General features: G+C 57.0%; 17 protein-coding genes. 7 read left to right on the top strand and 10 right to left on the bottom strand.

The features are described from left to right. Positions 1–129: 129 nt before the first annotated feature. The 4 genes from recF to QZH36_RS15095 all read left to right on the top strand — a co-directional run bounded on the left by recF (position 130) and on the right by QZH36_RS15095 (position 6170). On the top strand, positions 130–1215 hold the full coding sequence (gene recF / locus QZH36_RS15080) for a DNA replication/repair protein RecF (protein WP_253456780.1): 1086 nt from the start codon (positions 130–132) through the stop codon (positions 1213–1215). A gap of 17 nt (positions 1216–1232) precedes the next feature. Then, positions 1233–3641 (top strand): DNA topoisomerase (ATP-hydrolyzing) subunit B, encoded by a 2409-nt coding sequence (gene gyrB / locus QZH36_RS15085; RefSeq protein WP_253456777.1) that lies wholly within the window; start codon positions 1233–1235, stop codon positions 3639–3641. Positions 3642–3995: 354 nt separating this feature from the next. Next, complete coding sequence (gene yidA / locus QZH36_RS15090) at positions 3996–4805, top strand: sugar-phosphatase (RefSeq protein WP_253456775.1); 810 nt, start codon at positions 3996–3998, stop codon at positions 4803–4805. A 90-nt stretch (positions 4806–4895) separates the two neighbouring features. Beyond that, on the top strand, positions 4896–6170 hold the full coding sequence (locus QZH36_RS15095; RefSeq protein WP_301730646.1) for a YidR family protein: 1275 nt from the start codon (positions 4896–4898) through the stop codon (positions 6168–6170). On the opposite strand, the gene QZH36_RS15100 is transcribed toward QZH36_RS15095, so the two are convergent. Continuing rightward, positions 6142–6519 (bottom strand): YceK/YidQ family lipoprotein, encoded by a 378-nt coding sequence (locus QZH36_RS15100; RefSeq protein WP_301251579.1) that lies wholly within the window; start codon positions 6517–6519, stop codon positions 6142–6144. The genes QZH36_RS15095 and QZH36_RS15100 overlap by 29 nt on opposite strands. Before the next feature lie 277 nt (positions 6520–6796). On the opposite strand from QZH36_RS15100, the gene ibpA reads away from it, so the two are divergent. Further along, positions 6797–7213, top strand: a complete 417-nt coding sequence (ibpA, locus tag QZH36_RS15105; RefSeq protein ID WP_125289205.1) for a small heat shock chaperone IbpA — start codon at positions 6797–6799, stop codon at positions 7211–7213. 50 nt (positions 7214–7263) lie between these two features. Here the strand turns inward: ibpA and QZH36_RS15110 are convergent, their stop codons facing one another. Then, complete coding sequence (locus QZH36_RS15110; RefSeq protein ID WP_301730565.1) at positions 7264–8532, bottom strand: valine--pyruvate transaminase; 1269 nt, start codon at positions 8530–8532, stop codon at positions 7264–7266. A gap of 347 nt (positions 8533–8879) precedes the next feature. Here QZH36_RS15110 and QZH36_RS15115 point away from each other — a divergent pair, with 347 nt between their 5' ends. Both QZH36_RS15115 and kduD read left to right on the top strand, forming a co-directional pair. Further along, positions 8880–10085 carry an aldose 1-epimerase family protein gene (locus QZH36_RS15115; RefSeq protein WP_301251576.1) on the top strand — a complete coding sequence of 402 codons (1206 nt, stop codon included), beginning with the start codon at positions 8880–8882 and terminating at the stop codon, positions 10083–10085. A gap of 227 nt (positions 10086–10312) precedes the next feature. Beyond that, positions 10313–11074, top strand: coding sequence for a 2-dehydro-3-deoxy-D-gluconate 5-dehydrogenase KduD (kduD, locus tag QZH36_RS15120; RefSeq protein WP_301251574.1), 762 nt, complete (start codon positions 10313–10315; stop codon positions 11072–11074). A gap of 139 nt (positions 11075–11213) precedes the next feature. On the opposite strand, the gene QZH36_RS15125 is transcribed toward kduD, so the two are convergent. From QZH36_RS15125 to QZH36_RS15160, 8 genes are all read right to left on the bottom strand, one after another. Continuing rightward, the gene (locus tag QZH36_RS15125) at positions 11214–13955 is read right to left on the bottom strand and encodes an inverse autotransporter beta domain-containing protein (RefSeq protein ID WP_301730566.1); all 2742 of its coding nucleotides are present in this window, start codon (positions 13953–13955) and stop codon (positions 11214–11216) included. A gap of 593 nt (positions 13956–14548) precedes the next feature. Next, on the bottom strand, positions 14549–15523 hold the full coding sequence (gene ghrB / locus QZH36_RS15130) for a glyoxylate/hydroxypyruvate reductase GhrB (protein ID WP_301730567.1): 975 nt from the start codon (positions 15521–15523) through the stop codon (positions 14549–14551). A gap of 47 nt (positions 15524–15570) precedes the next feature. Beyond that, entirely contained in the window at positions 15571–16854 is a 1284-nt protein-coding gene (locus QZH36_RS15135) for an MFS transporter (RefSeq protein ID WP_301251569.1), read from the bottom strand. A 103-nt stretch (positions 16855–16957) separates the two neighbouring features. Further along, positions 16958–17911 carry a sugar kinase gene (locus QZH36_RS15140; protein WP_301251568.1) on the bottom strand — a complete coding sequence of 318 codons (954 nt, stop codon included), beginning with the start codon at positions 17909–17911 and terminating at the stop codon, positions 16958–16960. A gap of 3 nt (positions 17912–17914) precedes the next feature. Continuing rightward, positions 17915–18643 (bottom strand): sugar phosphate isomerase/epimerase family protein, encoded by a 729-nt coding sequence (locus QZH36_RS15145; protein WP_301730568.1) that lies wholly within the window; start codon positions 18641–18643, stop codon positions 17915–17917. 189 nt (positions 18644–18832) lie between these two features. Beyond that, complete coding sequence (locus QZH36_RS15150; RefSeq protein WP_253456743.1) at positions 18833–19855, bottom strand: LacI family DNA-binding transcriptional regulator; 1023 nt, start codon at positions 19853–19855, stop codon at positions 18833–18835. A 171-nt stretch (positions 19856–20026) separates the two neighbouring features. Further along, on the bottom strand, positions 20027–20689 hold the full coding sequence (locus QZH36_RS15155) for an OmpA family lipoprotein (RefSeq protein ID WP_253456740.1): 663 nt from the start codon (positions 20687–20689) through the stop codon (positions 20027–20029). 110 nt (positions 20690–20799) lie between these two features. Then, positions 20800–21363, bottom strand: a complete 564-nt coding sequence (locus QZH36_RS15160) for a DNA-3-methyladenine glycosylase I (RefSeq protein WP_253456737.1) — start codon at positions 21361–21363, stop codon at positions 20800–20802. Positions 21364–21458 lie beyond the last annotated feature (95 nt).

The following is a 21458-nucleotide window of genomic DNA, read 5'->3' on the forward strand; positions in this document are numbered from 1 at the left end:
CTTGGTCCGGCGCCCGCCGCCCTCGCGTGCTTTCACGCGGCGGCGGCTCGCCCGCACCGTAACGCTCTGGCCTTGTATAACAGCACGTGCCGTTTTATCCGATCTACTGCCCGCGGAATGACTCCACTTATGGCTTTAACCCGCCTGCTTATCAAAGATTTTCGCAACATTGAAAATGCCGATCTGGCGCTGGCGCCCGGCTTCAACTTTCTGGTCGGCGCTAACGGCAGCGGCAAAACCAGCGTGCTGGAAGCTATCTATACGCTGGGCCACGGCCGCGCTTTCCGCAGTTTGCAGGCAGGCAGAGTGATCCGCCACGAGCAGGACGCTTTTATTCTGCACGGCCGCATTGAAGGGGCCGAGCGTGAAACCACCGTCGGCCTGACCAAAAATCGTGCGGGCGACAGCAAGGTGCGGGTTGACGGCACCGATGGTCATAAAGTGGCCGAGCTGGCGCAGATGCTGCCGATGCAGCTGATTACGCCGGAAGGCTTTACGCTGCTTAACGGCGGCCCGAAGTACCGGCGCGCCTATATCGACTGGGGTTGTTTTCATAACGAACCGGGCTTTTTCACCGCCTGGAGCAACCTGCGGCGGCTGCTGAAGCAGCGCAACGCGGCGCTGCGCCAGGTCACGCGCTACCAGCAGATCCGCGCCTGGGATCAGGAGCTGGCGCCGCTGGCGGAGCAGATAAGCCAGTGGCGCGCCGCCTACAGCGAAGCCATTGCTGAGGATATCACCGCCACCTGCGCGCAGTTTCTGCCTGAGTTTGCGCTGAATTTCTCTTTCCAGCGTGGCTGGGATAAAGAAACGGACTATCGCGATCTGCTGGAGCGTCAGTTTGAGCGCGATCGCGCCTTAACCTACACGGCCAGCGGCCCGCACAAAGCGGACTTCCGCATTCGCGCCGACGGCACGCCGGTGGAGGATCTGCTGTCGCGCGGCCAGTTAAAGCTGTTGATGTGCGCCCTGAGGCTGGCGCAGGGTGAGTTTCTCACCCGACAGAACGGGCGACGCTGCCTGTATCTGATAGATGATTTTGCCTCCGAGCTGGATGAGACGCGGCGCCACCTGTTGGCATCGCGCTTAAAGGCCACTCGGGCCCAGGTTTTTGTCAGCGCTATTAGTGCCGATCATGTGTTCGATATGGCTGACGAAAAGGGCAAGATGTTCCACGTGGAACAGGGTAAAATAGCGGTTCAACCTGAAGATTAAACGAGCGAGAAACGTTGATGTCGAATTCTTATGACTCCTCAAGTATCAAAGTTCTGAAAGGGCTGGATGCGGTACGCAAGCGCCCGGGTATGTATATCGGCGATACGGATGACGGCACCGGTCTGCACCATATGGTATTCGAGGTTGTGGACAACGCCATCGACGAAGCCCTCGCAGGTCACTGTAAAGACATTCTGGTCACCATCCATGCCGATAACTCCGTTTCCGTGCAGGATGACGGTCGTGGTATTCCAACCGGCATTCACGAAGAAGAAGGCGTTTCCGCTGCGGAAGTGATCATGACCGTGCTGCACGCAGGCGGTAAATTTGATGACAACTCCTATAAAGTGTCCGGCGGCCTGCATGGCGTAGGCGTGTCGGTGGTTAACGCCCTGTCTGAAAAGCTGGAGCTGACCATCCGTCGCGAAGGCAAAGTTCACCAGCAGATTTACGTTCACGGCGTGCCTCAGGCCCCGCTGCAGGTAACCGGCGAAACCGACCTGACCGGGACGCGCGTGCGTTTCTGGCCAAGCCACGAAACTTTTACCAACGTCACCGATTTCGAGTACGAGATCCTGGCGAAGCGTCTGCGCGAGCTGTCGTTCCTTAACTCCGGCGTCTCTATCAAGCTGGAAGACAAGCGCGACGGCAAGAACGATCACTACCACTATGAAGGCGGCATCAAGGCGTTTGTGGAGTACCTGAACCGCAACAAAACGCCTATCCACCCTAACGCGTTCTATTTCTCTACCGAGAAAGACGGCATCGGCGTGGAAGTGGCGCTGCAGTGGAACGACGGTTTCCAGGAAAACATCTACTGCTTTACCAACAACATCCCACAGCGCGACGGCGGCACGCACCTGGCCGGCTTCCGCGCGGCGATGACGCGTACCCTGAACGCCTACATGGATAAAGAAGGCTACAGCAAAAAAGCCAAGGTCAGCGCCACCGGCGACGACGCGCGCGAAGGCCTGATTGCCGTGGTTTCCGTTAAGGTACCGGATCCGAAGTTCTCTTCGCAGACCAAGGACAAGCTGGTCTCTTCCGAAGTGAAATCAGCCGTTGAGCAGCAGATGAACGAGCTGCTGGCAGAGTACCTGCTGGAAAATCCGGGCGATGCCAAAATCGTCGTGGGTAAAATCATCGATGCAGCCCGCGCGCGTGAAGCGGCGCGGCGCGCTCGCGAAATGACCCGTCGTAAAGGCGCGCTGGATCTGGCCGGCCTGCCGGGCAAGCTGGCGGACTGCCAGGAGCGCGATCCGGCGCTGTCAGAAATCTATCTGGTGGAAGGGGACTCTGCGGGCGGCTCCGCCAAGCAGGGCCGTAACCGTAAAAACCAGGCTATCCTGCCGCTGAAGGGAAAAATCCTGAACGTGGAAAAAGCGCGCTTCGATAAGATGCTCGCTTCGCAGGAAGTGGCGACGCTGATCACCGCGCTGGGCTGCGGCATTGGCCGTGACGAATATAACCCGGACAAGCTGCGCTACCACAGCATCATCATCATGACCGATGCGGACGTGGATGGCTCGCACATCCGTACGCTGCTGCTGACCTTCTTCTATCGTCAGATGCCGGAAATTATCGAGCGCGGCCACGTGTATATCGCGCAGCCGCCGCTGTACAAGGTGAAAAAAGGCAAGCAGGAGCAGTACATCAAGGATGACGAGGCGATGGATCAGTATCAGATCGCCATCGCGCTGGACGGCGCGACGCTGCACACCAACGCCGATGCGCCTGCGCTGGGCGGCGAGCCGCTGGAAAACCTGGTGGCCGAGTTCAACAGCACCCGCAAGATGATCAAGCGTATGGAGCGCCGCTATCCGCTGGCGTTGCTGAACGCGCTGATCTATCACCCGACGCTGAGCGATATCTCCGCAGAGGCGCCGGTTCAGCAGTGGATCGACGAGCTGGTGACGCGCCTGAACGAGAACGAGCAGCACGGCAGCACCTATGCCAGCCATGTGCGCCAGAACCGCGAGCAGCATATCTTTGAACCGGTAGTGCGTATCCGTACGCACGGCGTTGATACCGATTATCCGCTGGACAGCGAATTTATCTCGGGCGGCGAATACCGCAAGATCTGTACGCTGGGCGAGAAGCTGCGCGGCCTGATTGAGGAAGATGCCTTTATCGAACGCGGCGAGCGTCGTCAGCCGATCGCTAACTTCGAGCAGGCGATGGACTGGCTGGTGAAAGAGTCGCGTCGCGGCCTGTCGGTACAGCGTTATAAAGGACTGGGCGAGATGAACCCGGAGCAGCTGTGGGAAACCACGATGGATCCGGACAGCCGCCGTATGCTGCGCGTTACGGTGAAGGATGCGATTGCCGCTGACCAGCTGTTCACCACGCTGATGGGCGATGCGGTGGAGCCGCGCCGCGCCTTTATCGAAGAGAACGCGCTGAAAGCCGCCAATATCGATATCTGATAAAGCAGGACGCAGGCCCTCCGGCCATGCAACAGCGTTTGAAAGGCAGATCGTTCGATCTGCCTTTTTTTCAGCTTTTCTGCTGTGCCGGATCGCCAAACGCGCGCTGATAAAACTGACCATTATTTTCATTTCCGGCCTGCGCGCTTATGGGCGGTGAGGGTTTTACTGCTACTTTTCAGGGCTTAGCTGACAAGCCCGTTTCCCGCTTTTTTCGCCCAAAGGCCGTAAGCGCGAGCACATTTACCGGAAGATTTACCAAATCGAACTTAAAATTACCGGGCATGATTCGTCTGGTCATGGCTGGCTGAATCGCGTTAGCATGAAAGAAACCGTGAAGCTCAAGAGGAAGTTATGGCGATAAAACTGATTGCGATTGATATAGACGGCACGCTGCTTAATCCTCAGCATGAGGTGACGCCTGGCGTTAAGCGGGCCATTCAGGCAGCCCGTGATAAAGGAATAGCGATTGTACTGGCGAGCGGCCGGCCGTTTATCGGCGTGGAGCGTTATCTGATGGAGCTGGATTTACAACGGGAAGGGCAGTATTGCATTACCAATAACGGCGCGCTGGTGCAGAAAGCGGAATCGGGCGAGTGCGTGGCGGAAGTTACGCTGAACTTTGACGACTACCTGTATGTGGAAAAGCTGGCGCGCGAGCTGGGCGTACATTTTCAGGCGCTGACGAAATCGCTGCTGTTTACGCCCAACAAGGACATCAGCGAATACACCGTCCACGAAGCTTCGCTGACCGGGATGCCGCTGCGCTACCGCGCGGTGGAAGAGATGGATAAAACCGCCACTTTCCCTAAAGTCATGATGATCGATACGCCAGAAACGCTGGATGAGGCCATTACCCGCATTCCGCAGGAAGCTTACGATCGCTATACCATTATGAAAAGCTCGCCTTATTTCCTGGAAATCCTTAATAAGAAAGTCGATAAGGGCGCGGGCGTCAAAGCGCTGGCCGAGCGTTTAGGGCTTTCCCGCGATGAAGTGATGGCTATCGGCGATCAGGAAAACGATCTGGCGATGCTGACCTTCGCCGGCACGGGCGTGGCGATGGGCAACGGTATCGACAAGGTAAAAAACATTGCGCAGTTCGTTACCAAAACCAATATGGAAGACGGCGTGGCGCACGCTATCGAAAAATTCGCGCTCTGACAGGGCGGCGGTATCACGCTTTAAGCGCCAGTACCGCAAAAGCGCGTAATGCATTACCCTTAGCAGCAAACCTCGCTAAGGGTAAGCATGATGACGGAAAAACAGCTCACTTTTGCTCAGCGCAATCACCAGCTCACCAATATCAACGTCTGGACGGCCGACAGCCACTGGCTGGTCTACGACGTTCGCAGCAATGCCTCCACCTTCAACAGCTTAACCGTCGAGCGCGTTAATCTCAGCGGCCAGACGGAAATCCTTTACCAGGCGCAGGCGGGTGCGCACGTTGGCGTGATCACCGTCAGCCCGGATTTGCCGCCGCGCTACGTTTGCATTCACGGCCCGGAACATCCTGACAGCCAGTGGCGCTACGACTTTCATCATCGCCGCGGCGTTATTATTCAGAACGGCCTGGTGGAAAATATGGACGCCTGCGATATTACGCCGCCCTTTACGCCCGGCGCGCTGCGCGGCGGCTCGCACGTACACGTGTTCAGCCCCGACGGCACCAGGCTGAGTTTTACCTATAACGATCATGTGATGCACGAGCTGGACGTGAAACAAGATTTGCGCAACGTCGGCGTGGCCGTGCCGCTACATGCGGTTTGTCCGCCGTTGCAGCATCCCCGAGAGTATGCAGGCAGCCATTTCTGCGTGCTGGTCAGCGCCACCACCGCCACGCCGACGCCCGGCAGCGATGAGATCAATCGAGCCTATGAAGAGGGTTGGATCGGCGAAGAGGGCTACCTGAAAAGCGATGGCTACCGGCAGCGTTGGGCGCTGGCGTTTATCGGCGATACGCTCAGCGAAAAAGGCGAGAAGGTACCGGAAGTGTTTATTGTCGATCTGCCGGAAAAGATGGCCGACTATGCGCTGGAAGGCGACGCTCCGCTGGCTGGCACCGCCGCCACGCTGCCCGCTCCGCCGCTGGGCGTCAGGCAGCGTCGGCTGACTTTTACGCACGATCGCCCCTTTCCGGGCCTGGCGACCTCGCCACGCCACTGGCTGCGTAGTTCACCCGACGGTCGCGCCATCGCCTTTTTAATGAAGGACGACGAAGGCGTGGTGCAGCTGTGGACCATCGCGCCCGGCGGCGGCAAGCCTCGTCAGATCACCCACGCCGCCAGCGATATTCAGTCCGTCTTCAGCTGGCATCCCGACGGCAAGTCGGTGGCTTTTATTAACGATAACAGCGTGGTGTTATGCGATACGGGCAGCGGTAAAATGCGGAGGCTGACGGCCCGCACCGCCGAAGCGCCTTTGCCGGAAGCGGTCGTCTGCTCGCCGGACGGGCTTTATGTGGCCTATTTGCGTAACGTGGCAGGCTTTCAGCAGATTTTTATTGCTGATGTCGAGGCGACGTATTGATCACCAGCGGCGCGGCCTGCGAAAGGCTGTCGCTGGTATGGTTCTGCTGCTCGCTGCGCAACACGCGTTCACGCGGTGAATCGCCGGTTTTATCGCGGCCTGAGCGGTAGTAGTCAAACGGCAGCAGCAGCGTATCCAGCACGGCGGAGAAAGGCAGGTCGATAGCCGCCAGCGGGCGCATTACCCAGCCGCTGTCGCTGTCGCTAACAATTTTTGCGCTGGCGCGCGTACCGGGATAATAGCCCTGATCGGGGCCGGAATGGGACATAAAGCTGGAGCAGCCACCCGTGCCGGCCAGTGACAGACAGGCCAGCAGGCCAGCGAAACGACTTTTTTTTAGTACCATCATATTCTTTATCCCTTCAGCAGCGGCAAAACCGCTCTGCTTATCATGATCAGCATGTGCCCGCTGCTTTAACGCTCCGATTAATCTCTTTCTGAGTGTATGACATTCGCACCGGATTGGCCGAAAAATTTCCTGAATGGGCCCTTGAAAGCGATCTTAATGTCACCATTTTATGTTCAGGGTCACAAAACGTATGCCGACAGGATACCGCTTGTAGCCCGACGATCTGTCCATAGTGGAAGGTCGCATTACACCCTCGCTGATAATCAGGAGCTATACCATGCGTAATTTCGATCTCGCCCCGCTGTACCGTTCTTCTATTGGTTTCGACCGTCTGATCAACCTGCTGGAATCCAACCAGGGTCAGAGCAACGGCGGCTACCCTCCTTATAACGTGGAGCTGGTGGCGGAAAACCAGTACCGAATCACCATTGCCGTGGCAGGGTTCGCGCAGAGCGAACTGGAGATCACCTCTCACGACAATATGCTGACCGTGCGCGGCGCCCATCCAGAAGAGCAGCAGGAAAAAACCTATCTCTATCAGGGTATTGCGGAACGCAACTTCGAGCGTAAATTCCAGCTGGCCGAGCACGTTAACGTGCGTGATGCACGCCTGGAAAACGGCCTACTCTATATCGATCTGGAGCGCATCGTGCCGGAAGCCAACAAACCGCGCCGCATTGAAATTCTGAAATAAGACCGCGCGTAAAATTAAGGCCGCACTTTGTGCGGCCTTTTTCGTTTGCATCAGCAGAGGGCTCTGCCACTCGATTCGCTGTGCGACCGCTCAATCTCTTCCGCCAGAATGGCGATCCCTTTCTCAATTTTGTCGCTGTCCGGCACATAGTTCATGCGCATGCACTGGTGCGTGTGCGGCCATTCATGCTCCAGTCCCGGAAAGAAAAAGTGGCCCGGCACCATCAATACGCCGCGCGCTTTTAAACGCTGATAAAGGATCTCCGTCGAAATGGGCAGATCTTTAAACCAGAGCCAGAGGAAAATAGCACCCTCCGGCTTGTGGATAAGGCAGCGTTCTTCGGGTAAATAGCGCCGGATAACGGCGATAGTCTGCTTAACCCTTTCCTGATAAAACGGCCTGATCACCTCTTCCGACAGGCGCAGCAAATCACCACGCTGGATCATCTCATGCGCGATGGCCGGGCCGATGCTGCCCGGCGCCAGACTGATAATGCCGTTCATATTGCCGATGGCGGTAATCACTTTTTCATCAGCAACAATGATGCCGCAGCGTGAGCCGGGCAGGCCCAGCTTGGAAAGGCTCATGCACAGAATAATATTCGGGTTCCACAGCGGGCGAACGTCGCTAAAGATGATGCCGGGAAAAGGCACGCCGTAGGCGTTATCAATCAGCAGCGGTACCTCATGCTGCTGCGCCAGCGCATCCAGCTTCATCAGCTCTTCGTCGGTAATCACGTTGCCGGTTGGATTGGTCGGCCGGGAAACGCAAATCAGCCCGGTATCTTCGGTAATATGCAGCTGCTCAAAATTAACGTGATATTTGAACTGGCCTTCAGGCAGCATTTCGATATCGGGACGGGCGGAAACAAACAGCTCTTCGTCCAGCCCGGCGTCAGCGTAACCCAGATATTCGGGAGCCAGTGGAAACAATACGCGCTTTTTGCGCCCGTCTGCGCGGCGGCCCGCGTAAAGATTAAACAAATAGAAAAAGGCGCTCTGGCTGCCGTTGGTCAGGGCGATATTCTGCGGCCCTACCTGCCAGCCCAGCTCGTCGCGCAGCAGCGTGGAAAGCGATTCCAGCAGCGTGCTTTTTCCTCTTGGGCCGTCGTAGTTGCAAAGCGCATCGGCCAGCTTGCCCTCGTCATGCATCTGCTGCAGCAGCTGCTGAAAATAGTCGTTCATCGCCGGGATCTGGGCCGGATTACCGCCGCCCAGCATCACCGAACCGGGCGTGCGCAGCCCTTCGCCCATATCTTCCATCAGGCGGGTGATCCCTGAGGCGCGTGTGAATTTGTTACCGAAAGCGGAAAAGCTCATAACGTATTAACTGCTTATCGTAGGCAAGTGAAAGCTAACCTTAACGCCACGCCAGGCGTGATGCAACGTCAGCGGGCAGCCGTGTCGGCCAGCAACAGCAGGCGGTGGTCAGGCAGGCAGCGAAGGTTAAAGGTGAATCGTTTCAACTGATTAGCTTTTTTTCGCCGTTAGCCCTGCCGCTTTTTTCCGTCAGCTGGCTATTTCAGTTAATAATTTGTGATGAACTGCACGACTTATTGATAAAAATTTCTTAAAAATCCGTGCGGTGACGCCAGTCACAGTCCTGATACCGCATGCTTTGTAGGCTGGCTGCTCTTCAGCTTAATCATTTCAGCAAGGACAACAAAATGCATAAGACTCTTCTGGCGGGCGCGGTGATAGCAATGTTCAGCGGGCAGGCGGCGGCGCAAAGCTGGGTGTTAACCGATACGCAGGGCACGGAAAAAGGCGACTGGCGGATCGACAGCAGGCAGCTCAAGCTGAGCGGCGAACCCTTTACGCTGGAACAGCAGGTGCTGCACGGCGGCAAGCAGGAAGGCTCGAAGGTGCTGACGTTGACCAGCAAAAACGGCCTGACTATCGCGCTCAGCCCGACGCGCGGTATGGATCTGCTGCACGTTAACGGTCACGGCGTGCGGCTGGGCTGGGATTCGCCGGTTGATGAGGTGGTGAACCCGGCCTATATCAATCTGGAAAGCCGTAACGGCCTGGGCTGGCTGGAAGGATTTAACGAGATGATGGTGCGCTGCGGCTTTGAGTGGACCGGCCATCCGGTCACCAAAGACGGGCGTATTTACACGCTGCACGGTAAAGCGGGCAATACACCAGCGTCGAAAGTGGAAGTGATCGTGGATGACCAGGCGCCGCATGAAATCCGTATTCGCGGCTTGCTGAAAGAAAACACCTTTAAAAAAGCGCGTCTGGAAACCTGGACCGAGCTGCGCTACGTGCCGGGCGCGGACTCCTTTACCCTCCACGACGTGCTGACCAACCAGGCTGACTACCCGCACGACTATGAAATTATCTATCACAGCAACTTCAGCACGCCGATCCTGGAAGAAAACGCCCGTTTCCTGGCGCCGGTAAAATCCGTTTCGCCATTTAATGACTATGCGAAAAAAGGGCTGGAAAACTGGCAGACCTATGGCGCGCCAACCAAAGATTTCGATGAAATGGTGTTTAACCTGCAGCCCATTGCCGACAGCAATGGCAAAACCGTGGCGGCCGTGGTTAACAGCAAAGGCGACAAGGGCGCGGCTATCGAATTCGATACGCGGCAGCTGCCGGTGCTGACGATGTGGAAAAACACCGATACGCTGAAGCAGGGCTACGTGACGGGGATCGAGCCCGGCACCAACTATGCCTATCCGGTAACGATTGAAAAAGAGCAGGGCAGGGTTAAACAGCTGCAGCCGGGCCAGAGCGCGGAGTTTACGCTGACCTATTCGCTGCTGAAGGATGCCAGCGCGGTACAAAAAGTCGAAGAGCGTATCAAAACGCTTCAGGGCGAGACCAAAATCAACGTGGAGCAAACGCCGATAGCCGTAGAATAAGCCAGCCAGGGCGGACGCCGTTTCGCCCTTTAAAATGAAACATTGTTTTATTTTTTATAAATAGCGATTTCATTATCCCCCTTTTCCTGATTTCGATCACGGCGTGCGTGCTTTTCCCTCCGCTATAGTGTGCGCTCGAAAACCGGGCAGGGCTGCCCTGTCTCGGATAACAGGCCACTTTCCCGGCTTCTGACACGCAGTCCGCCCTCTGGCTTACAGGAGCAGTTATGATTTTGAATGCATTTGATTTAAAAGGCCGCGTGGCGATGGTCACGGGATGCGATACGGGACTGGGTCAGGGTATGGCGCTGGGGCTGGCGGAAGCGGGATGCGATATCGTTGGCGTGAATATTGTCGAGCCGAAAGAAACCATTGAGCGCGTCACCGCGCTGGGCCGCCGTTTTTTCAGCCTGACCGCCGATCTGGGCAAAACCGAATGTATTGAAGGCGTTGTGGCAAAAGCCGTGGCGGAATACGGCAAAATCGATATCCTGGTCAACAACGCCGGTATCATTCGTCGTGAAGATGCGATCGACTTCTCAGAAAAAGACTGGGACGACGTGATGAACCTGAATATTAAATCCGTGTTCTTTATGTCGCAGGCGGTAGCGCGTCAGTTTATCAAACAGGGCAAGGGCGGGAAAATCATCAATATTGCCTCCATGCTCTCTTTCCAGGGCGGCATTCGCGTGCCTTCTTATACGGCATCAAAAAGCGCCGTGATGGGCGTGACGCGTCTGCTGGCCAATGAATGGGCGAAGCACAGTATTAACGTTAATGCCATCGCGCCGGGCTATATGGCGACCAACAATACCGCACAGCTGCGTGCCGATGAAAAGCGCAACGCCGATATTCTGGAGCGTATCCCGGCAGGCCGTTGGGGACTGCCGGCCGATCTGATGGGGCCAGCGGTATTCCTGGCCTCTCCGGCTGCCGACTATATTAACGGCTACACCATTGCCGTAGACGGCGGCTGGCTGGCTCGTTAAAAGTGAAAACCGCCCCGGGTAGCTGTCAGGGACGGTTTTATTGGTCTGCGGCGCTACCCGCGCCAGCCGGTCAGTTGAAAGGCCCCGTTTTTGGCGTACGCGCTCAAAATGGGGCCTTTCCGATCTTACCCTGGCAACATTACCGGGCCGGAGGCGTAAAAGTTACGTTAATCGGCATCACGCCACGGCGAAGCATCAAATTAACCGCAATCTTTCCGCTCATCGCTTTAGTTGAGGTCAGCTGAGCGGTATAGACGTTACCACTGACCTTAACCGCGCTGATATGGCAGCCAGGCAGGCCGCTGGTATCAAAGTTAATTAAGTTCGGCAGCGTTTTCACCGCGTTATTGCGCATATCCCGGGCGACGAGGGTAAGCGTGATGGCGCTGACGCCGTCAGCCGGCACGCTCGTGGCGCTTACGGTGAAAGAAGAGTTATTGACGGTTGGATAGCCCGCGTAAAAATAGACAATCACCGAGCCTTTGAGGCCATCAATAGTTCCTTCTACTTTCCAGCCGCCATCGTGATTGCTGGAGGTCGGGAAACGCGCCGCGCCATATTTATCTAAAGTAACTTCAGAAGGAATGTTGACGCGGTCGTCAGTGGCCGTAATGGCGACTTTTCTGTTGGTGACGGGATTGCCGTTGCTATCTTTTACAAAGATCTCAACCACGCTGGTATCTGTACCATCCGCAACGGCGCGGCCCGTGACCCGATGCATGTAAACCGATGCCGCCTTGCCTGCCACAAAATTCACTTCGGCTTCTTTACGGGCGGAGCCCATTTGCGCCACAACCTTACTCTGGCCGGTTTTGGTATCGCTAACGGGAACGGACGCTTCGCCCCGGTCGTCAGTTACCGCGCTTTGCGGGATGACGGCGCTATTGTCGGCGCTGAAGGTTACGGTTTGTCCGGCCAGCGGATTGCCCTGCGCATCCGTTACCAGCGCTGTAACCCGATCGGCTGCTTTACCGTCGGCTACCGCATCGTTGCTGACCACGGTCAGGCTTGCCAGCCGTGCGCTTGCGTTATCCGCCGCGATAGTTACCGTTGCACCAGGAAAAGTCATATTGCGGGCAACAGGCGTAATGGTCAGCGTTTCCGGATGCGTGCCCGCCGTCACCACGGCGGTATAACGGCCTGCGCTCTGGCGAGTAAAGGCAGACACTTTGGTATCGTCGGCGGCCTGCGCGCTTTTGGTCACGCTAATCTCTTTTTCATTGATATCAACCGGATTGCCCAGGCTGTCTTTTACCGTCAGGGTCAGCGTCTGCTGAGCGTGGCCGTCTGATACCAGCGTGCTGCTGACCGGCAGCAGTGAACTGCTGTTAACGTTAATAGCGGCTTCGGTGACGGTAATTTGCGTTTCCGTACGCTTTGAGGCGTTACCTTTTTTATCGATCGCCACGCCGCTGAGGGTGTAGCTGTTGGTACCGGTGGCGTCAGCATGATAGGCCGGCAGCACCACGCTGAAATCGGTAGGGCCGTTAGCGATAATTTTCCCGCCGTTAGCCAGCAGCGACGACGCGGACCAGTTGATGCGATCCAGGCCGTATTTGCTGTTGACCGAAACGTTCAGCGTTTTTTGCTCGCCGGCCGTGCCGCTGATGAGCTTCGCGGTGCTCAGCCTGATCGTCTCTTGTTTGCGGTACTCAAGCACAATGTTGTTATTACGGTTCACCAGATCGTAGCGGTTGCCGGCCAGGCTACGCATCGCCGCTACCGCATCGCTGTCCAGCTGTTTGCGCCACGGCATCCCGAGCTGATAATTGAGCGTCAGGCCCAGCCGCGTATCGTGTTCTCCGGCTTTGCCCTGGCGCTGTTCCGCTTCCAGCGACAGCAGCGGGAAGGGCGTAAAGGTGACGCCTGCGGTAATGGCGTGCGGATTTTTCTGGCGGTTATCCTTATCAAACAGCGCCACGTCGTTACCGTAATATTGTTCGTAGTTAAACTTCGCGCCCAGCTGAGGCAGGGCAGGCAGGAAGGCTTCCGTACGGATATCCCAGCCGTTGGCCGGACGCTCTTCGTAGCCGGAAAAATCTTTAGAGTCTTTCCAGCTGGTGAGCCGCACATAGCCGTTTGCCGCCACTTTGATAAAGTTGCGCCAGTACTCGACGCCCATGCCGGAACGGGCATGTTGACGGGAAAGATCGTAATCAAAGAAGGCATTAGCGCCGGTCATAAAGTCATGGCCGAAATGACGCATCCCGAGACCAAGATTCGCCTGGTTGCGATCGTCGGTGCGGTGGAAGCTTCCCTGAGTGAAGATCAGGCGGTCGCTACGATCGCTTAAAGGCAGCAGCAGGTCGAACTGCGAGTTTTTCAGCGAGAAGTTTTTATCCGCGTCCAGCTGCACGCGCGCGGTACCGAAACGGCCCAGCCACTGCTGCGCCTGCGCGCCCGCTTCGCCTGCGGCCATGCTGGCGGCGGCAGAGGCGGCGCCGTTGCCGTTGCGGCTGTCGAGCGAGGAACCCGCCTGCGTAGCAAGACCGGCGGCTTTCATCTCCAGGCCGTTGTCGGCGTTGTGCCAGTGCACTTTTGGCAAAGGAGAAAGCGGCACGTCCAGCTCGTCGCCCGGCTGTAGCCGATCAAAGCCGTGAGCGAAAGTGCGCAGCTGGTTCAGCTTGCGCAGCGCTTCCACGCTCATATTGTATTTTTGCGCCACGCCCGCTGCCGTTTCCGCCTGGCCAAGGGTATAAACCTGCGTTCGGATAGCGACGGCATCCGCCGACTGCGTCAAAAAATGCTGGCGGGCAACGGCCAGCGCGGGCGTAAACGCACAGGCAATCGGGAAAGCGCCCTGAATCGCTACGGTCAGCCAGGTTAAACGGTGCCGCCACGGCGACTTATTTTCTTTATTAAGGTCAGGTTTATTTTTCATGGTTTCTTTATATTAAATAAAAGAGAATTTCAGCCAGCTTGAGCGTGCTGTATTAATTCAGGGGAGCCCATGAATAATAAACCTGTCACTCGTGATTGCTGGCGCTACGGATAATTAAACATCTTTAAATCGTTGAAGCTTCTCTCCTTATTAACGCGGCGCTTATTACGGGCAAAATAATACCCTCGGCATGATTTATACCGATAAGCGAGTTTCCGAATGAGCGTAGTTATATCACAATCTTAAGTTGGTACAATGCCCGCCCCAAAGGGGGAAAAAAGGCCAGGTAACAAAAAGGGATCTTTACATTTCTATTGCTTTCTTTATGTTGAGCATTTAATTAACAACATGACCGCTTTTTTTTAATTAAAAAGCCGCAGGATCTCATTTTATATCATCTTAATTAAATAATGATTTAGCTTATGGTTACCTGAGTGGATCAACTAAATAACAACAGGGCACTGAGGCGTTCAGGAACGAACAGGCTATTTGTTTAGCGCCTGTTTAGGCTAAGAAGGGAATTTTTGCGGGATAAAGAGGTCGGCAGGGCGCTGAAAAACGTGCCGACACGCAAAGCGCATCGGCACAGAAAATTATTTTGCTACTTCAGGATTAACGCAGTTCTTGTCCACTTTACCGTTCAGGGCGGCAATCAGATTTTCCACCGCGTCTTTTGCCATGCCGTAACGGGTTTCATGCGTCGCAGAGCCAATATGCGGCAGCGCCACCACGTTAGGCAGCGTCAGCAAAGGCGAATCCTTTGGCAGCGGCTCTTTCTCAAACACGTCCAGACCGGCGGCGTGGATAGTGCCCTCTTGCAGCGCGGCGATCAGCGCTTCTTCATCGATAACCGGGCCGCGTCCGGCATTGATCAGCACGGCGGAAGGCTTCATTTTCGCCAGCTCCTCGCGGCCGATCAGGTGATGCGTTTGTTCAGTCAGCGGCAGGCTGATGCACAGGAAATCGGACTCTTTCAGCAGCGTATCCAGATCGCAGTATTGCGCGTCGAAACGCTGCTCCGCCTCTTCGTGGTGCTTACGAGCGTTGTAAAGGATCGGCATGCTGAAGCCCAGGTGCGCGCGCTGCGCCAGCGCCAGTCCGATACGACCCATGCCCAGGATGCCCATTTTTTTATGGTGCACGTCAATGCCGAACCAGTCCGCGCCGATGCTGCCCTGCCACTCACCTTTTTTCACGCGCTCGGCGGATTCCACCACGCGACGCGCGCTGGTCAGCACCAGCGCCATCATGGTATCGGCGACGGTTTCCGTCAGCACGGTCGGGGTGTGCATCAACAGCACGCCGCGTTCGCTCAGCGCGGGAATATCAAAGTTGTCCACGCCCACGGAAACGGAAGAGGCGACGCGCAGCTTCGGCGCTTTTTTCAGGAACTCAGCGTCCACTTTGCCGCCGGAGCCTAAAATACCTTCGGCCTGCTGAAAGACCTCCGCGTGTTGGCTAAGGGTTTCCGGGGTCAGGCCGTTGATTTCGGTAACGTTAAAATGCTCGTCGAGCTGCGAACGCAGATCCTGCGGCAGCTTCTTATACAGCACCACGGATGGTTTCATGCTTGTCTCCCTGTTTCTTTAAGGCACGGGCCAGGCGGCCCGCACCGTTAAGCGTGTTTAGCGCCATGCGGCATCGGGGGTTGCTTATTGGCTGCTGGCTTTACGATCAGCGTCAGCCAGACCGAGATAAGCAGCGATACCCCCATAAAGATATACGAAGCGGAAGGGCTGCCCGTCGCGCCGTTCAAATAACCCACGACCCAGGAGCCCAGGAAAGAGCCTAGCGCGCCCATCGCGTTAATCAGCGCCATTGCGCCGCCCGCTACGTTACGCGGCAGCATTTCCGGGATAATGGCGAAGAACGGGCCATAAGGCGCGTACATCGCGGCACCGGCCACCACCAGCAGGCTGAACGACAGCCAGAAATTATTCGCCCCTACAAGATATGAACCTAAAAACGCCAGCGCGCCAATTAACAGCAGCGGCCAGACAAAGAGTTTACGGTTTTGCAGCTTGTCGGAAGCCCAGGAAGCCAGGATCATCGCCACGGTGGCGGCCAGGTAAGGCACCGCAGAGAGCCAGCCCGCTTCCACCATGCCCATCTGCATCCCGTTGCGCAGGATAGAAGGCAGCCACAGCACAAAGCCATAGACGCCGATGCTCCAGGTAAAATACTGAATGCAAAGGATAATGACATTGCGCGAGCGGAACGCCTCGCTGTAATTGCGCACCGCCTTGATGTTTTCCTGCTCTTTTTGCAGCTGTGCCGCCAGCGCCGCTTTTTCCTCTTCGCTCAGCCATTTCGCCTGAGCGGGCTTATCCTGCACCATAAACCACCAGGCCACGGCCCAGATCACCGCCGGAATGCCCTCAAAAATAAACATTTCGCGCCAGCCGAAGGCATTGATCAGATAGCCGGAAACCACGGACATCCACAGCACCGTGACCGGGTTGCCCAGGATCAGGAAGGTATTGGCGCGGGAGCGCTCCGATTTGGTAAACCAGTTGCTGATATAGATCAGCATGGCCGGCATCACGGCCGCTTCCACCACGCCCAGCACAAAGCGGATAGCCGCCAGCATCGGGATATTACTGACCATGCCGGTCAGCGAGGCGCAAATGCCCCACAGCACCAGGCAGACGAAAACCAGTTTTTTTACGCTGCGGCGTTCGGCGTACACCGCGCCGGGGATCTGGAAAAAGAAATAGCCAAGAAAGAACAGGGCGCCCAGCAGCGACGACATGCCGTGCGTGATGCCCAGATCTTCATTGATGCCGGCGGCCGAGGCAAAGCTGAAATTGGCCCTGTCGAGATACGCCAGGCTGTAGGTGATAAACACGATGGGCATGATGTACCACCAGCGTTTAGGCGCGATTGTCTGCTTATTCATCGTCTGCTTCCTCTGTTGGAGGTGGCCGCACTCTGCATTGTAGGGTGGGTGCGGCTCATTATGGTTCGGTTAGAAGCCTGGTCCGGTTCGTGTCGCCCGCTGTTTAAAAATCGCCGAGCGTTTCGCGCGTGGGCAAGCCTTCGCTGTCGCCGCTGACCTGGATAGCCAGCGAGCCGATGCGGTTGCCGCGCTTAATCGCCTGCGGCAGGGTTTTCCCTTCCAGCAGCGCGCTGATGACGCCAACGGCAAAGCCGTCGCCCGCGCCAACGGTATCCACCACGTTAGCGGTTCTGATCGCGTCGACCTGGCCTTTTTCGCCCTCGGCGGTTTTATACCAGGCGCCTTCGCAGCCCGTTTTAATGATGACCGCTTTGACGCCCATCGCCAGATAAAAATCGGCGATCGCTTCCGGCTGGTCGTAGCCGGTCAGGATTTTGCCTTCGCTGATGCCTGGCAAAACCCAGTCGGCAAAGCCCGCCAGCGCGTTGAGCTGGGTAGCCATTTCGCGCTCGCTTGACCACAGCACGGGACGCAGGTTCGGATCGAAGGAGATGGTTTTGCCCATCCGCTTCATCTCCTGCGCCGCATGCTTTGACAGCGCCAGCGAACTGTCGGAGATGGCCGCCGCCACGCCGCTCAGATGCAGGTGGCGCGCTGCGCCAAAATAGTCGCGGTTGAAATCCTCAACCGACAGATGGCTGGCCGCAGAGCCTTTACGGAAATATTCCACCAGCGGATCGGAGCCGTCTTCCACGCGGGATTTCAGCTGGAAACCAGTAGGATAGCGAGCATCGGTGGTCACCTGACGGCTGTCGACGCCCTCTTTTTCCAGCTGCTGGCGCGTAAAGCGGCCAAAGGAATCATCGCCGACGCGGCTGACCCAGCCTACCTTCAGGCCCAGGCGAGCCAGGCCGATAGCGACGTTCAGCTCGGCCCCGGCGATACGTTTGGTAAAATGCTCCGCCGCCGCCAGATCGCCGGTGTCGCTGGCGATAAACATCGCCATCGCTTCGCCGATGGTCACCGCATCCAGCGTGCCGTTTTCATGAAGGGTCATGATTTATACCTCTCGCAGCAAATCTACATAGTGACGGGTGACGGCCACCAGGTCGTCGCCTTCCAGCGGGAACTCAATACCGCGCGGCACGTCGGAGGGCAGCAGCGCCAGCGTTTCCCGCCACAGATTATCAGCCTCGTCCAGCGCGATGGCGCGCCAGCCGTCAGTGGTCGGCGCAGCGGCTTTGACGTGCACGTAGCTGACGAAAGACGCCAGCTTTCCCGCTGCCCGGATGGGGTCGTCGCCCACCCATAGCCAGTTGCCCATATCAAACGTCATCCCAACAGGCGCGTTGTCAGAAAAATAGCCGTTGAGGGCGGCAAGCGTGCCGCAGTCGGTCTGATCGTTTTCCACCACCAGCGTTAACGGCAGCCCGTCGCGCAGCGGCGAGCCGTCCGAACCGGGCTGATAATGGCCTAATGAATATTTTATCAGGCGAGCGTTTAACTGCTGCGCCTCGTTGAGGTGGCTTGCCAGCCGAGGATTCAGCGCACCCTCTTCAGTATAAAGCGCTTCCGGGACCGAGTAGAACGCCGTCAGCCCGGCATCACTGATTGCCTTGCCCAACGCGGGCAGCTGCTGGATTTCCGCTTCGCTGCACAGCTCGCGGCGGATCTCAATGCCGTCTGCGCCGGCGGCGGCGACAATCGGCACCACGGCCTGCTGACCGCCGAGTTCGCCGATCCGATCGCGGCCATAGGCGGCGGTCACTACAATAATTTCAGGTTTCATCTTTTCCTCCGGGCGGTGGCCCTGACGTTACAAAAACGTTAACTGGAACCGGTTCCAACCGAAAGGGGCGGAGCGCGGTTTTATGATCGCGCTCACGATGTGGACAATTATTTGGAAATTTACTGGAAAAGCGTCAGAACGAAGCGGGTCAAGCCGACCGCTGCGTTAATACGGTGAAAAGAAGGGAAATCAGGCGAACTTCGTGGAACTGCGGATAATCAACTCGCCGGAGTAGAGCTGCTCGCACGGCGGCGCTTCGTCACCTTCAATACGGCGGATAACCTGCTCCAGCGCCGCATAGCCAATCTGCCAAGTAGGCTGTTTCAGCGTAGTGATGCCGCCGCCCGCCAGTTCCGACCAGACCAGCTCGTCAAAGCCCAGCAGCCCTAAATCTTCGCCCCAGCGCAGATCCAGGCGTTTGAAGCTGCGCGCGATTTGCAGCGTCAGCGCGCCATTAACGGCCAATACGGCGCAGCGCTGGTGGCGATGGCGCTGATAAAAATCTTGCAGGATGCCATCCAGTCGCGCGCTGTCGTTTAAGGCGACCTCAGCCTGTTCGGCCTCGCGCTGCGGATGCTGCGCCATCGTTTCCCGGAACGCCTTGAGGCGCTCGTGGCGGGTATTGACGGTGCCCAATGGCTCGGTAACAAACAGAATGGCGTCAAAGGCTTCTTCAAGCAGATGCGTTGTGACCTGGGCGGCGGCCTCGTGGTTATTCAGCCCTACCACGTCGCAGGCGAAATCAGGGATCTTACGGTCAATCAGCACCATCGGCAGCAGCGACTGCTGGAGATGGCTCAGCGCTTCCTCGCGCATCCCCACGGCGTTAACCACGATCCCTTCCACCTGATAGCTGCTGAGCAGATTCAGATAGTGCTGCTCCTGGTCCACCTCGTTATTGGTGTTGCACATCAGCAGCGTAAAGCCCTGCGCGCGGCAGGCCGCCTCAATGCCGCACATCACATCAACGGAGTAAGGATTGGTAATATCCGCGATAATCAGGCCGATTAAGCGGGTGCGCCCGCGCTTCAGGCCACGCGCCATCTGGCTGGGTCGATAGTTAAGTTCGGCAATGGCGGTTTCAATCCGCTGCTTTAAATCGGCGGACAGAAGGTGCTGCTCGCCGTTGAGATAGCGAGAAACGCTGGTTTTGCCCGTATGGGCTTTTCTGGCAACGTCGCTGATTGTCGCGCGTGCGGCCTTGCGGTTCATAGCGATCCTTGAACGAGTAAAAATGAAAGCAGCCATCACGGGCTTAAATCTTAAGATAGCGGGTAATGGCGGAAAGCGGATCCGGCCATCATAAAGCATAAGGGCGGTCTCGCCCACAGTCAGGCGGTTGGGCAGGGAAACAGCCGGACAAAGATTGTCCGGCTGGCGGGATTACTGCAGCGGGCTGAGGGTGATTTCCACGCGACGGTTCTGCGCTTTACCTGCGGCCGTGCTGTTGGTCGCGACCGGGTTGTCCGGCCCCATGCCGCCGGTGCGAATGCGATTGGTCGCCACGCCCTGGGTGATCAGCGAGCTGGCTACGCTGTCGGCGCGCTGCTGCGACAGGTTCATGTTCAGCTGGCGGCTGCCGGTGCTGTCGGTATAGCCGACGATGTTAACGGCGGTTTTTGGATACTCTTTCAGCACCATTGCCACGCCGGTCAGCGTGTTGGCACCCGCAGGCTTCAGCGAGCTGCTGCTGCTGTCGAAGGTGACGCTGTTCGGCATGTTCAGCACGATATTGTTGCCTTCACGCGTCACGCTGACGCCGGTGCCGCGCATTTTTTCACGCAGCTTGGTTTCCTGCACGTCCATATAGTAGCCCGCGCCGCCGCCCAGCGCCGCGCCTGCCGCTGCGCCAATCAGCGCGCCTTTGCCGCGATCTTTTTTGGAAGAGGAGAGCACGCCGACGCCTGCGCCCAGCGCGGCGCCCAGGCCCGCGCCGATACCGGCTTTACCCGCCTGGCGTTCGCCGGTGTAAGGATTCGTGGTGCAGCCCGACAGGGCGATGGTACCGCTCAAAACCAGAGCAAGAGTAACAAAACGTTTTTTCATGGATAGCGTTTCCTGAACAGCGACTGGCGAAAATAGCCTGAAAAGAAGCGATTATGCCGACCCCGCGCCGAAAAAAAACCGTGTTGTCTTCCTAAATTTGTAAAGAGACGCTACCTGAGGTTATCCGGATGACAGAAACAGCTGGTCGTGTGGTCGCTAATCAGCCCGCAGGCCTGCATAAACGAATAACAGGTAGTGGTGCCGACAAATTTAAAGCCGCGCTTTTTTAGCGCTTTAGAAAGGGCATCGGAAACGGTGCTGAAGGTTGGCGCAGCGCGATAGTCGCTGTAGCGGTGGATTTGCGGCTGGCGATCAACAAACTGCCAGATAAACTCAGCAAAGGCCTCGCCCTGCGCCGCCATCGCCAGCAGCGCGCGCGCGTTGGCGACAATAGCGGAAAGCTTGCCGCGATGGCGGATCAGCCCGCTGTCCAGCATCAGCCAATCGAGGTCGCTTTCCGTCATCAACGCCACCTGCTCAGGATCGAAACCGCAGAACGCCCGCCGGTAGTTTTCCCGCTTTTTTAAGACGGTCAGCCAGGAAAGGCCGGCCATCTGACCTTCCAGGCACAGCATTTCAAACAGCGCCTGCGCGTCGGTAATCGGCACGCCCCATTCCGTATCATGATAGGCCAGATAGATCGGATCCTGAGTCACCCAACCGCAACGCTGCATAAGTAAAGTTCCTTATCTGAATCGGTTAAAAAATACACGTAAAAGGCTTGACGCAATGCCCGGAAAGGCAATAGTTATCTGACAGGTTGACGATG

This window comes from Erwinia wuhanensis (genome assembly GCF_030484085.1).
In the GTDB taxonomy this organism is placed as follows: Bacteria; Pseudomonadota; Gammaproteobacteria; order Enterobacterales; family Enterobacteriaceae; genus Erwinia; species Erwinia aeris.